12 protein-coding genes and 1 pseudogene are annotated in these 12,886 nt (G+C 40.2%); 5 read left to right on the top strand and 8 right to left on the bottom strand.

Going from position 1 to position 12,886, the window contains the following annotated elements; genetic code table 11:
* Positions 1 to 139 precede the first annotated feature (139 nt).
* From P20480_RS05445 to P20480_RS05465, 5 genes are all read left to right on the top strand, one after another.
* Positions 140 to 376: a hypothetical protein gene (locus P20480_RS05445; protein WP_008131282.1), complete on the top strand. Its 237-nt coding sequence runs from the start codon at positions 140 to 142 to the stop codon at positions 374 to 376.
* Positions 377 to 786: 410 nt separating this feature from the next.
* Positions 787 to 3,360: a nitrite reductase large subunit NirB gene (gene nirB, locus P20480_RS05450; protein WP_008131281.1), complete on the top strand. Its 2,574-nt coding sequence runs from the start codon at positions 787 to 789 to the stop codon at positions 3,358 to 3,360.
* Positions 3,347 to 3,700, top strand: a complete 354-nt coding sequence (gene nirD / locus P20480_RS05455; RefSeq protein ID WP_008131280.1) for a nitrite reductase small subunit NirD — start codon at positions 3,347 to 3,349, stop codon at positions 3,698 to 3,700. The genes nirB and nirD overlap by 14 nt, the downstream gene beginning before the upstream one ends.
* 10 nt (positions 3,701 to 3,710) lie before the next feature.
* Positions 3,711 to 4,580, top strand: a complete 870-nt coding sequence (cobA, locus tag P20480_RS05460; protein WP_008131279.1) for a uroporphyrinogen-III C-methyltransferase — start codon at positions 3,711 to 3,713, stop codon at positions 4,578 to 4,580.
* 252 nt (positions 4,581 to 4,832) lie between these two features.
* Positions 4,833 to 6,092 (top strand): nitrate- and nitrite sensing domain-containing protein, encoded by a 1,260-nt coding sequence (locus P20480_RS05465; RefSeq protein WP_008131277.1) that lies wholly within the window; start codon positions 4,833 to 4,835, stop codon positions 6,090 to 6,092.
* Positions 6,093 to 6,147: 55 nt separating this feature from the next.
* Here the strand turns inward: P20480_RS05465 and P20480_RS18480 are convergent.
* From P20480_RS18480 to P20480_RS05500, 8 genes and pseudogenes are all read right to left on the bottom strand, one after another.
* Positions 6,148 to 6,805: pseudogene (locus P20480_RS18480) on the bottom strand (MOSC domain-containing protein).
* Positions 6,806 to 7,285, bottom strand: a complete 480-nt coding sequence (moaE, locus tag P20480_RS05470; protein ID WP_008131271.1) for a molybdopterin synthase catalytic subunit MoaE — start codon at positions 7,283 to 7,285, stop codon at positions 6,806 to 6,808.
* Positions 7,285 to 7,584, bottom strand: coding sequence for a MoaD/ThiS family protein (locus P20480_RS05475; protein WP_006794370.1), 300 nt, complete (start codon positions 7,582 to 7,584; stop codon positions 7,285 to 7,287). Before P20480_RS05475 ends, moaE begins: the two co-directional genes overlap by 1 nt.
* A complete protein-coding gene (gene moaC, locus P20480_RS05480) occupies positions 7,562 to 8,032 on the bottom strand; it encodes a cyclic pyranopterin monophosphate synthase MoaC (protein WP_006794371.1) in 471 nt (156 codons plus the stop codon). Before moaC ends, P20480_RS05475 begins: the two co-directional genes overlap by 23 nt.
* Before the next feature lies 1 nt (position 8,033).
* A complete protein-coding gene (moaB, locus tag P20480_RS05485) occupies positions 8,034 to 8,573 on the bottom strand; it encodes a molybdenum cofactor biosynthesis protein B (RefSeq protein ID WP_004587753.1) in 540 nt (179 codons plus the stop codon).
* Positions 8,570 to 9,196: a molybdenum cofactor guanylyltransferase gene (locus tag P20480_RS05490; protein ID WP_008131267.1), complete on the bottom strand. Its 627-nt coding sequence runs from the start codon at positions 9,194 to 9,196 to the stop codon at positions 8,570 to 8,572. Before P20480_RS05490 ends, moaB begins: the two co-directional genes overlap by 4 nt.
* Before the next feature lies 1 nt (position 9,197).
* Positions 9,198 to 10,169 carry a GTP 3',8-cyclase MoaA gene (moaA, locus tag P20480_RS05495; RefSeq protein WP_004587751.1) on the bottom strand — a complete coding sequence of 324 codons (972 nt, stop codon included), beginning with the start codon at positions 10,167 to 10,169 and terminating at the stop codon, positions 9,198 to 9,200.
* 16 nt (positions 10,170 to 10,185) lie between these two features.
* Entirely contained in the window at positions 10,186 to 12,876 is a 2,691-nt protein-coding gene (locus tag P20480_RS05500) for a nitrate reductase (protein ID WP_008131265.1), read from the bottom strand.
* Positions 12,877 to 12,886: the final 10 nt, after the last annotated feature.

Raw genomic sequence — 12,886 nt, 5'->3', positions numbered from 1 at the left:
GACAAGTTTGCATTTTGCAAAATGTGAGAGAATACACTCGCATGTTTACTTACAATTTAAGTATTATTTTTTACCAATAACTATGCTTTACTATTATTGGTTTACGCTAATTAGCTGAGCTTTTGATTAAGGGGGAAAAATGAGCATTGTTACAGATATATTTTTATGGCTTTTAATTGAAACAGCCTTCGGTTTCTTGTTTTATGCAACAGGTTGTATGCTGTTAAAAGTGACAACGTTTGGAAGCTATAAAATGGAATTTAAAGATTATGCTAGTTTTAAACAAAGGAAATCCAATAAAGTAGTGCCGGTTATTGCGCTAGGCGTTGGCTTCTATATAACTATGATTACCCTGCTCGCTTTCATTAATAGTTAACTACATAGCTAAAAAACACGTTAGCGCTTATCACTGGTTAAATGGATGTTGCACGCAACACACCCATATGAGTAGCTCCCACAATTTAACAAAACAATGGGGATAACTCTCACTCATTTTCAAAACATTAAATATATTTTTTACTGCACTAATTAGTACTAACCTTGCACCTAAAGTGTTCGTTTTTAAATCTCTAAATCCTAAAAGCACATTAATATAACTATTAATCAACAGCTTAAAGTTATGGCTAGGTTATTGCTTTATTGAACACTAAGCACGTTAATTAACGGCATACATATTGGTTGAAAAAGCAACCAGAGGCAAAGAGGCCCGTACACAATTGTATTTAATTACAATTGTGACGGGCTTTTTTGTGTGTAAAATTTAAACCGTCACTGAAGGAATGCCTAATGCAAACCGCGCAAAAAATACTAATAATTGGCAATGGTATGGTCGGACATCATTTTGTAGAAAAAATGCGCCAAAGCGATGCTAACGCAAACATCACCGTTTTGTGTGGTGAAGCAAATTTAGCTTACGACCGTGTTTATTTATCAAGCGTATTTGATGGTAAAACAGCAAACGATTTAGCGCTAACAACTTTAGAAAATTATCAACAACTCAATATTAATGTATTCACTAACCAATGGGTTGAAGGCATAGATAGAGTAAACAAAGTTGTTAATACTCAAACAGGCGATCAATACCCGTACGATAAGCTTGTACTTGCTACGGGCTCGTTCCCGTTTGTCCCGCCAATTAAGGGAAACGATCAACCACATTGTTTAGTTTATCGCACCCTAGAGGATTTAGAGCAAATAAAAGCCAGTGCCGCAGCCAGTAAAAGTGGTGTAGTTATTGGTGGTGGTTTATTAGGACTTGAAGCCGCGAACGCCATTAAACAATTAGGACTTGATACACATGTTGTTGAATTTGCGCCGCAGCTTATGGCTGTCCAGCTAGACGAGCAAGGCGGCACGCTATTAAAAAATAAAATAGAAAAACTGGGTGTGACTGTTCATACATCAAAAGCGACCAGCGAAATAGTTAAAGGTGAAACTAGCCGCTTTAGATTAAACTTTTCAGACGACACTTATTTAGAAACCGACTTAATTCTATTCTCTGCCGGTATTCGTCCTTATGATCAGCTAGGTAAAGTGGCTGATCTAGAGCTTGGGGAGCGTGGCGGTATAGTTATCAATAACCAGTGCCAAACATCAGACCCTGATATTTTGGCTATTGGCGAATGTGCCCTATGGGACAAAAAGTTATTTGGCTTAGTGGCGCCGGGTTACAACATGGCTCGCGTTGCAGCAAGCCAGCTAAGTGGCGGCGAGCTTGAGTTTTTAGGTGCAGATATGAGCACTAAATTAAAACTATTAGGTGTAGAAGTAGGATCTATTGGTGATGCGCATGCAAAAACGCCCAACTGCAAAGAGCTCATTTATCAAGATCCAATTAGAGATTGCTACAAAAAAATTATATTAAATGAAACTGGCGATAAGCTTTTAGGCGCTGTCCTTGTTGGCGATACCAGTGATTACGATACGCTACTTCAATACATGTTAAACGACATGGACTTACCAGAGCACCCTGAATGTTTAATTTTACCAGATAGCGCCGGCGCCCCTTCTCTTGCGGGCAGCGCCCTACCCGATACAGCCACTATTTGTTCGTGTCATAACGTGAGTAAAGGCGACATTGTTGGAGCTATTGATGGTGGCTCATGCGATTTAGCCTCAGTTAAATCATGCACCAAAGCTGCCAGCGGTTGCGGTGGTTGTGCAGCGTTACTTAAATCGGTAGTTGACGACGAACTGGCAAGTCGAGGCGTTGAAGTAAATAATCACCTCTGTGAGCACTTCGCGTATTCGCGTCAAGAATTACTCCATGTGGTTAAAGTAGAAAGCATCAAAACTTTTGATGATTTAATAGCTAAACATGGCAGCGGCCATGGCTGTGAAATATGTAAACCCGCAGTGGCCTCTATTTTAGCCTCAACATGGAACGATTTTATCCTAGAGCCAACACATGTAGGTCTTCAAGATACAAACGACACCTTCCTTGCCAATATGCAAAAAGACGGCTCTTACTCTGTTGTACCGCGTATTGCTGGTGGTGAAATTACACCCGACAAACTCATTGTCATCGGTCAAGTAGCTAAAGACTTTAATCTTTATTGTAAAGTGACTGGCGGACAACGCATCGATTTATTTGGTGCACGTTTAGAAGAGCTGCCTGTTATTTGGGAAAGACTGATTGATGCTGGCTTTGAGACAGGTCACGCTTATGGTAAATCTCTGAGAACGGTTAAGTCTTGCGTAGGAAGTACATGGTGTCGTTATGGCGTACAAGACAGTGTAGGTCATGCCATCGATATCGAAAACCGTTATAAAGGATTGCGCTCTCCTCATAAAATAAAAATGGCAGTGTCAGGCTGTACCCGCGAATGTGCTGAAGCACAAAGTAAAGACATTGGTATCATAGCAACTGAAAATGGATGGAACTTATACGTGTGTGGTAACGGTGGCATGCGCCCTCGCCATGCAGACTTATTTGCTACCGACTTAGATACAACCACGCTTATAAAATACATTGACCGTGTATTGATGTTTTACATAAAAACCGCCGACAAGTTACAGCGTACTTCAGTATGGATGGAGAACTTAGAGGGCGGCCTTGATTATCTCAAAAGTGTAGTGATTGACGACAGTTTAGGTATTTGCCAAGAGCTTGAAGAACAAATGGATTTGGTAGCGAATACATACGCATGTGAGTGGAAAAAAACAGTAGACAATCCAGAAGCAACAAAACGCTTTCGCCAATTTGTTAATAGCCCACAAACCGATGACAACATTTTGTTTGTGCAAGAACGTAATCAAATTCGCCCAGCCACAGACGCTGAAAAACGCGAACAACAGATAACTCAAAACCGAATTGCAGTAACAGAAATACAAGAGGAGCAAGCTGATGTCTTGGCATAATATTGGAGCAACCGATTGCCTTGTTGCTAACAGCGGCGTATGCGCACTAGTTAAAAACCAACAAGTGGCTATTTTTTACCTACCACAAAATGAATGCCCTTTATTCGCAGTCGGTAACTATGATCCTATCGGTAAAGCGAATGTGTTATCGCGCGGAATTATAGGCTCTTTCAGTAATAAATTTGTTGTGGCTTCACCTTTATATAAACAGCATTTTTGTTTAGAAACAGGCCAATGTCTTGAAGATGAGTCAATTCAAGTCCCCGTGTTTGATATTAAAATTGAAGACGGCAACGTATTTATAAACGCTGAGCCTAAAGCAATAGCAGCTGTAGCTTAGAGGAATAATTATGAGTGTGCTCTCTTATTTTTCGGATGTTGAAAACATCTGGTTAAACAAAGTAATTAACAAGCTAACCAGTGTGGTTAAGTTTACCGACAAAAAAGCTAAAAATGGCCATGTTTATATTATTGGTGCGGGCCCAGGCGATGCCGAACTCATTACGGTTAAGGCTCAGCGATTAATTCAATCTGCCGATATTATTTTGTATGACTGGCTAGTAAGTGAAGATTTACTAAACACACTACCTAAAAAAGCACAGCGAGTATTCGTAGGCAAACGCGCTGGTAAACACTCTATGTCGCAAGCGAATATTTGTGATCTTTTAGTTAAGTATGCTCAACAAGGGTTAAATGTAGTGCGCTTAAAAGGCGGCGACCCGAGCATTTTTGCTCGTATAAATGAAGAAGCTGACGCGCTAACACAAAATAATATTAGTTTTGCAATTGTTCCTGGTGTGACAACCGCTTGCGCTGCATCGGCATATACAGGTATTCCCTTAACTGCTCGTGATGTAGCTCGCAGTGTAACTTTTTTAACCGCTCAATTTGCCGATCCTAAAAAGTTACCTAATTGGCAAAATTACACATTTATGCAAGGTAAAAACAACCCAACACTTGTTGTTTACATGGGGCTGAGTAGGCTTAACGAATTATGTGAAGGCTTAAAATCAGTAGGTTGGCCCGACAACACTTCTATTGCCTTAATAGAAAATGCAACAACAACTAACCAAAAAATAATAACAGGGTCTATTAACGATATATCGAATAATGAATCAGTAGCTACGTTAATGGGGCCAACGCTCATTATCATTGGTGAAGTAGTTAATCATACAATGAATATTGACCCAGCGCTTTTAGTGCAACATGTTAACGCTTAACGCACTATCCGTGCTTATTCTTCCCCAGGAATAAGCGCGTTTTTTAATACCGGTACACCGTGTGGCAAAACTCTTTTTTAATGCACCAAAAAGGGGCTTTTCGTGTTGCTAAAATAAATCTGTTTTTACTTTATTAGTTTAAAGTAATACACAAGCAGCTGTTTTAAATTGATTTTAATTTGAATAATAAAATCTTTACATATATGGAATAGAGGTTGCACTTCATAAACAAAAAAGTGCGGAAATAACTCCATGCAAACAGCAAACCCTCTCACAAAACAATTTTTACTTGCGGCTAAATATCAAGAAATAGACGCGCTAAAACAATTACAAAATAGCTGTGCGTCGTTAACAAAATTAGGCGACTTTGTTCATCAATTGCAAAAAGAACGTGCTATGAGCAATATATTTTTAGCATCTAAAAGCCTACAATTTAATTGCGAGCTTAAAGAGCAAATAACGGTAACGCAAACGACCCAACGTTATTTTTATGACTCTTTAAAAACAACTTTTATTACCGACACCTCCTTGAATGGTCATTCGAGGCTGTATAATTTAATTTCTCATAGCTTGCAATCACTCGACGCATTACCCTCGCTTCGTTATCAAATAGCGAATCAAAACATTACACCCGTTCATGCTACCCAGTCATTTACAAACCTAATTGCCGGCTTGTTAAATATAATTTTAGAAGCAGCCGATGGTGCAAACGATCCGCAAGTTATTCGCCTTTTAGTGGCTTATTTTAACTTTATGCAAGGCAAAGAGTATGCAGGACAAGAGCGTGCCTGTGGCGCTCAAGCCTTTGCCGAAAGTAAGTTTTCATGCGAACAAAAACAGCAACTTGCTCATTTTATGCAAGAACAAGAAAACCGTTTTTCCTTCTTTAGTGAATACGCCGACAATCATTTATTAAAATGTTACTCATCACTTATAGAGCACCCGGTTAATAAACAAGTTGATCAACTAAGAAGCCTGCTACAAAAACTAGACGACCAAAATGCACAACCTTTATCTCAGTTAAGTGAAGTGTGGTATGAGGTAACGACTACTCGCATCGATATAATGCATAAAATTGAGCAAAATATTAGCGACCATTTAATTGATAGCGCAGCGATGCGGATTGCTGGCGCTCAACGAAAGCTTAACTCAAACAAGCAAATATTAAGCTCACTAGAACAAGAGTATATTCCTGTTTCAGATGGACAACTCGCTCTTAAAATAGGTGAGCCTTCAAATTCGGCGGTAAGTAAGCTGAGTAGTAATAAAACAATGTACGATTTAATACTTGAGCAAGCACAACATATAAAACAAATAAACCAAGCTTTATTAGATGCCAAACAGCTAATAAGCGAACAAAAAGTCATTCATCAAGCTAAATATATTTTAATAGAACAGTTAAAAATAAGTGAAGAGCACGCTCATAAACAGCTTCAAAAACAGGCAATGGAATCGCATAGTTCACTGTATGCAGTGGCTAAAAAAATAATTGAATTGAGTGAGTGTGAGTAAAAATAAAAGGCTAATGAGCCAAACACGCATAGTCACCTTTTAATTTTAAAATAAATTATTGGTGAAGTTCTAATGAAAGCTTCTTTTTAATTTTAGTTTGCCACTCAAGTGCAAGCTCGGGGAGTTCAAGTGCTGCTAATAATACGCTTTCATAATCTGGGTATTGTTTATCAAAAAACGCCTGAAACAACGTTTTAACCGAAATGTTGTGTTTGGCTTTATGTTCAATAGTCACGGCATCGCCACTTTTAGCAACACCTTGCTCAAGCACTCTAAAATAAACACCCGTGTGGTAATACTGGGTAAACAGTTTTAGGCTTTGTTTATTATTAAGTGCAATGGCAAGCTTAAAGCACGGCACTCGCGGCTGGCTTACTTCAAGTAGTGCTGTACCTACACGAATACGATCGCCTATATGAATATTTTTCTCATCAAGCTCTGAAATTGTGAAGTTTTCGCCAAAGGCACCGACTGCTAAATCATCATTTTTTAAGGGTGCGTTTCCAGTAATCATAATGATTGTGCGAAAACGCATAAACCGCCTTATCAATACCGCCGTGATTAACTAAATCGGCTTGTTCATCACCTATTATATTTAGTTTTTCAATAATAACCGGCTCATTGGTTGGCGTTTTAAATATACCGGTTTTGACCTCTTTGCCGTTATGCACGACCGTTTTTATTTTAGAAATATTGGTAGAGATTATATGCATTTACTTAATTGCATCCTGTTCGATACTTTGCCATTTATTTAGTGCTTGCTTGTCGCTCTGTTTAAACTCGACCCAATTTGATGAGTCTTTAAAATGCTCTTTTTTCCAGAACGTAGCGTGGTTTTTTAAGTAATCCATTATAAATTGTGCGCCTTCAAACGCGGCTTGGCGGTGGCGGGAGGTTACCCCAACAAATACAATCTGCTCACCAAGGGCTAAATAACCGACTCGATGAATAATACTTATACGAGCAAGTTGCCAGCGTGTTTGTGCTTGTTCGGCTATCGATTGCAGTAGTTGCTCAGTCATCCCTGGGTAGTGTTCAAGCTCAAGGGCGATTACGTTATCGCCGCTGCTAAATTCTCGCACCAGCCCTGTAAACGTCACTACGGCACCATCACTTTTGTTATTACTGCAAAGTGCGTCATGTTGCTTGCCTACTGAAAAATCCTGCGTTTGTACGTTAATGCTTATACTCATTAGCCACCTGTCACTGGTGGGAAAAAAGCAAGTTCATCCCCTGCTTTTACAAGCTCATCGCTTGATGACATAGTTTGATTAAGCGCACACAATACATCACGCTCTTCAAGCCATGCTTGCCAATGTGGATTTTGCTCAACCAGCATGTGTTTAAACGCTTTAATGCTAAGGGTATGCGCTATATCAACGGTTAACTTGTCGCACTTTAGCCGCTCTTTTAGTTGGCCAAAAAACAGTACGATAACATGCCCTGCAGCTGCATTCGTATTATTTAAATTAGTCTCGCTGCCAGCTGCCATGCTTGCCCCCTGCTTTTTGCGTTACACGCATACCGTGTATTTCCATAAGCGGGTCGGCGGCTTTACACATATCAAATAATGTTAGGGTCGCCACAGATACAGCGGTGAGTGCTTCCATTTCAACGCCCGTTTTACCTGCTAATTTACAGTAGCTGGTGACTTTAATTTGGCTATGTGCTTCATCAAGCTCAAAATCAACGGCTACTTTACTCAGTGCCAGCGGATGACAAAGCGGAATTAAATCGGCGCATTTTTTAGCACCCTGAATACCCGCAATTCGGGCAACGCCTAGCACGTCACCTTTTTTATTTTGATTAAGCAACACTTGCTCAAAAGCCTGTTTGCTCATTTTAATGTAGGCCTCGGCGGATGCATCGCGCAGAGTGACCTCTTTTAACGATACATCAACCATGTTTGCTTGGCCGTTTTCATCTACGTGGCTCAGCATATTATTGCTCTCGCGATTCGCATTTTTTACCAATAGTAATATGCGGGGCAAAGTTACATGGCTTATGCATTGAGTCTAACTGATCTTTTATAATACCTGTCCAGGCTGTTTTACATGCGCCCGTAGAGCCAGGCATACAAAAAATAACGGTGTTATTGGCAAGGCCCGCCAACGCACGTGATTGAATAGTTGAGTTACCAATTTCACCGTACGAAATATGTCTAAATAGCTCACCAAATCCATCTACGCTTTTATCAAACAGCGGTGCAAATGCCTCTGGTGTTGAGTCGCGCTCGGTAAAGCCCGTACCACCGGTTACTAAAATGGCGTGAATGGTGTCATCGGCAATCCACTGCGATGCAACTGCTCGCATTTGATAAACATCATCTTTAACGATGTCTTTATCCGCTAAGTGATGGCCTGCTTCAGTAAGGGCTTTAATTAAATAATGGCCTGACGTATCCGTAATTTCATCGCGTGTATCGCTTACTGTCATTACGGCAATGTTTAATGCGATTTGTGACTCAGTTGTGTGGCTCATAGGGTTCTTCTCAATAAATTAGGTTTGTGTTGGTCAAATTGTTCGTTAACAGCTTTAAATTGCGCCGGTGTATTGGTATTAACAAGTGCATGCGCTTTATTACATTTTAACGTTTGCACACCAATACTACGGGTAAACTGTTTAATTGATTTATGACTATTTACGTTTATGAGTAATTGTTTTAAATGACGTTTAACGCTTTGGGTGTTACGAATATACAGGGGTAACGGTTCATTTTCAAAGTGCCACGCATGTATTTGTGGCTGATTTGTTTGAAAGTAAGGGTTATCGCTTGCTGCAGATGCAATTTGCGATAATAACGTGCAAGTAAGCAATGGCATATCAACAGCGGTTACAAGTATATCTTGCTCTGTTGCCATTAAGGTTGAATAAATCCCTCCAAGCGGGCCAGAGCCTGGGTATATATCAGCTATGTATTGCGCAGTAGCACTTTGTACGTTACGGCTTATAAGTACATCACTTGCCCCTGCAGCTGTTAATAACTCACATGCATTTTGCAGTAATGTTTTATTTTTTAAAATGAGGTTGGCTTTGTCGCTGCCCATTCTGGATGATTGCCCACCAGCGAGTACAACCCCTGTAAACACGGCTTTATTGCTCATTTTAGCCGCCCAACATAGCTAAATGGGTTGTGGCGCCCGTTAAGCGCTTATCAAGCTCATGGCTAATGGTTTTATTGCCCATTGCCGCTTGAATCGCATTTACAGTGGCTGGCATATCTTGCGCATTTAAATGCGGGCGTAAGTCTATTCCCTGCTCGGCAAACAAGCACAAATGTAATTTGCCTAATGGCGATACTCTTAATCGGTTACAGCTTTTACAAAAATCTTTACTGTAGGGCATAATTAAGCCAATGCGCCCCTCAAAATCGGGGTGACAAAACTCCTCTGCAGGGCCGTTTAATTTACCTCTTACTACCTGTAACCAACCTTGTGCTAAAAGCTGCGTTTTAACACTTTGCCCGCTTAAATGGTTTTGTTCAAAAAAGGTGGCACCATTACCTGTTTCCATTAATTCGATAAAGCGTACCGTTACTTTTTTATGTTTTACCCAGTCTAAAAAATCATTTAATTGGTTTTTATTAAATTGCTTAGCCAGCACTGCATTTATTTTTATGTCTTTTATACCCAGCTCAATTGCCCGGTCTATTCCTTTTAAAATATGAGTTAGCTTGTCGTGTCCTGTAATTAATTTAAACATGCTCGGGTTTAAGCTATCTATACTAATGTTTAGGGCATCTAGGCCAGCCCTGTAAAACTCATCAATTTTATTAAATAAGTTAAAACCATTAGTTGTTATGGCGACTTTTTCTATGCCTGGAATGTTTTTACATTGCTTTATAATGTCGGTTACGTCACTGCGTAAACACGGCTCACCGCCCGTAATGCGCACTTTTTTTGTGCCTAATTGCGCAAACGCATTTACTAAAGTGTTTATTTCGTTTTTATTTAAAAAGTTACGCGGGGTATCGCACTGATACCCGTTTGGTAAACAATAGGTGCAACTAAAATTACACACATCGGTAATTGAGAGGCGCAAATAGTTAAACTGCCGACCAAATTGATCATTAAGCATATGCTTCCTTGTTTATTTACATTTCAACTGCAACATCAATACTGTTAGCGTTTTGCGTAGTATGCTGCTTTATTAATTGGCTTAACTGGGTTTTACACGACCCACAGTTAGTGCCGCATTTTAGTTTAGACCCCAATTGTTCTACTGTATTTTCACCACTTTTAATGGCGTTTATAATGGGTTGTTCACGTACTTTAAAGCAACTACATACTTGTGCGCCTTGAGTAAATTCTTCATCAGGCGTGGCATACAACAATGACTGTAATTGGCTAAAGGTTATTAAAGGCTTTGCAAATAAATGATTTATCCACTCAAGTGATATGTCTTTTTGAGCCGACGAAATGACCGCAACAAACACTAACTGCTGGTTTTGAATACATTGAACATGCATTGCTTTTGCACTGCCCATTGCCGACCACTGCCCTTGTAACCCTGTCAGTGTTTGGCAATAATAAAGCAAATCATTTTGTGGCTCATTGAGCGCTAACTGATAGTTAACACAATTACTTGCGTTAACTTTAAGCCAAAAATCACTGGTTATTTTAAGCTCTGTTTTGCTAAAAACTTGCATGTACTGAGCAAACTGCGCTTTAACTAAATCAACAGCACCATGCTTACACTCAGCCTGGCCCGAAATAGGGTCAACAACCGATTGATAAAGCCTACTTACCGTAGCGGATGAGGCAAATTGCTTGTTCCAGTGAATAGGCATAAAACACTCACCTTTACGCACGGCATCCGTTATTTTTGCATGAGCTGTAACCTGCCCAGTTTTAGCATTGGCAGTTATTAAATCGTTTGCTTTTATATTTAGTCTGCTGGCATCAATGGGGTTTATTTCAATGTATGGGCGGGTTATATGAGTAGAAAGCGCTGTACTTTTCCCAGTGCGGCTCATTGTATGCCATTGGTCGCGTATTCGCCCTGAGTTCATTACAAACGGGTAATCGCTTGATGTTTGCTGCACAGGAAGCCTAGGCGTTATAGGTATAAAGCGGGCTTTTTTATCTGCGGTGCTAAATTGTTTATTAACAAAAACCTGCCCGTTTTTATATGGTTCATTTTTTAGTACCGGCCACATAACTGGTTTTAAGTTATCGTACTGCTGCTGCGAAAGCCCTACTAAAGCTGATAAGTTTAATAGCCTATCACCGTTATTTTCGAAATCAGTAAGTTGTGCCCATTCTTCAAAAATGCCACTGGGGTCTGTAAAATCAAATCCTTCAAAGCCCATTTTTTTGGCAACTAGGCACATTATTTGCCAATCGTTTTTAGCCCCCGAAAATGGCTCAACTAGCGGGCGCTGCCTCGATATTCTGCGCTCTGAGTTAGTTACTGTGCCGTTTTTTTCGCCCCATCCGGTTGAGGGAAACGCCACATTAGCAAATTTTAGCGTATCACTTTTGGCTATACAGTCAGACACAACCACCAGCTCACATTGCTCAAGTGCATGTTGTATTGCTGCGTTATTAGGTAGGCTTACCATTGGATTGGTTGCCATTACCCAAATAGCTTTTATTTTTCCTTTGGCGATTTCATCAAACATATCAATAGCATTGCAACCTACTTTTTTAGCTATTGTTGGTGATTGCCAAAAACGCTGCACTAACTGTTGATGCGCTTCGTTTTCAATGTCTAAATGTGCTGCTAATTGATTTGCCAAGCCACCTACTTCACGCCCACCCATTGCATTAGGTTGCCCAGTTATTGAAAACGGGCCACATCCAGGTTTTAACAATTTGCCCGACGCTAAATGCGCATTTATAATGGCATTACACTTATCAACCCCTGAGCTTGATTGGTTAATACCCATTGAATAAAAACTAATGGCGGTTGGGCTTTGTGCAAATAAGGCGTAAAAGTCACTGACTAGCTGCGCATCGATATCACAAAAGTCACTGACCGCTTTAATACTCCACTTTTTAGCCTCTGCAAGCGCTGTTTCAAAGCCGTTTGTATGCTCGTTTATAAATTGCGTATCTAAATAGTTATGTTCACTTAAATAATTAAGTAAGCCGTTATAAAGTGCTGCGTCGCTGCCTGGTTTTATATTTAAAAAGGTATCGGCAAGTTCGGCTGTATCGGTTTTTCGCGGGTCGATAACCACAACTTTCATGTTTAGATTAAGCTTTTTTGCGCGCTCCATACGCTGGTAAAGCACCGGATGAGTCCAAGCTGCATTTGAGCCAATTAAAATAAGTAGCTCAGTTTGCTCTAAATCGTCGTAGGTACATGGTACTACGTCCTCACCAAACGCACGTTTATAACCGGCAACCGCCGATGACATACACAGCCTTGAGTTTGTATCTATATTGCCTGAGCCTATGTAGCCTTTCATTAATTTATTGGCAACGTAGTAATCCTCAGTGAGTAACTGCCCCGATACATAAAACGCAACCGATTCCGGCCCATGTTCTTTAATAATGGCGTTAAATTTATTTGCAACGTAATCAGTTGCCATATCCCAGCTAGCGGGTTCGTTATCAATAAGGGGCAATGTTAAGCGGTTATCACTGCCGGTTGTGTCAAGCAAATGCGTGCCTTTAACACATAAACGGCCAAAATTAGCGGGGTGCTCGCGCGTGCCTTCAAGTTTTGTTGGGGTATTATTTAATAATGAAATATCAACCCCACAGCCTACACCACAATAAGCGCAGGTAGTTTGTTTAAGCAAAGGCGTGTTTGAACAAGTGTTTAAAGTTTCCATACTGCTCTCT

The sequence above is a fragment of the Pseudoalteromonas sp. BSi20480 genome (assembly GCF_000241365.1).
In the GTDB taxonomy this organism is placed as follows: domain Bacteria; phylum Pseudomonadota; class Gammaproteobacteria; order Enterobacterales; family Alteromonadaceae; genus Pseudoalteromonas; species Pseudoalteromonas marina.
This window is presented reverse-complemented; position numbering and strand designations above follow the sequence as displayed.

Coding starts and splice junctions, on each gene's coding strand:
- P20480_RS05445 (WP_008131282.1), top strand. CDS start 140: ATGAGCATTGTTACAGATATATTTTTATGGCTTTTAATTGAAACAGCC.
- nirB (WP_008131281.1), top strand. CDS start 787: ATGCAAACCGCGCAAAAAATACTAATAATTGGCAATGGTATGGTCGGA.
- nirD (WP_008131280.1), top strand. CDS start 3,347: ATGTCTTGGCATAATATTGGAGCAACCGATTGCCTTGTTGCTAACAGC.
- cobA (WP_008131279.1), top strand. CDS start 3,711: ATGAGTGTGCTCTCTTATTTTTCGGATGTTGAAAACATCTGGTTAAAC.
- P20480_RS05465 (WP_008131277.1), top strand. CDS start 4,833: ATGCAAACAGCAAACCCTCTCACAAAACAATTTTTACTTGCGGCTAAA.
- moaE (WP_008131271.1), bottom strand. CDS start 7,285: ATGAGTATAAGCATTAACGTACAAACGCAGGATTTTTCAGTAGGCAAG.
- P20480_RS05475 (WP_006794370.1), bottom strand. CDS start 7,584: ATGGCAGCTGGCAGCGAGACTAATTTAAATAATACGAATGCAGCTGCA.
- moaC (WP_006794371.1), bottom strand. CDS start 8,032: ATGCTGAGCCACGTAGATGAAAACGGCCAAGCAAACATGGTTGATGTA.
- moaB (WP_004587753.1), bottom strand. CDS start 8,573: ATGAGCCACACAACTGAGTCACAAATCGCATTAAACATTGCCGTAATG.
- P20480_RS05490 (WP_008131267.1), bottom strand. CDS start 9,196: ATGAGCAATAAAGCCGTGTTTACAGGGGTTGTACTCGCTGGTGGGCAA.
- moaA (WP_004587751.1), bottom strand. CDS start 10,169: ATGCTTAATGATCAATTTGGTCGGCAGTTTAACTATTTGCGCCTCTCA.
- P20480_RS05500 (WP_008131265.1), bottom strand. CDS start 12,876: ATGGAAACTTTAAACACTTGTTCAAACACGCCTTTGCTTAAACAAACT.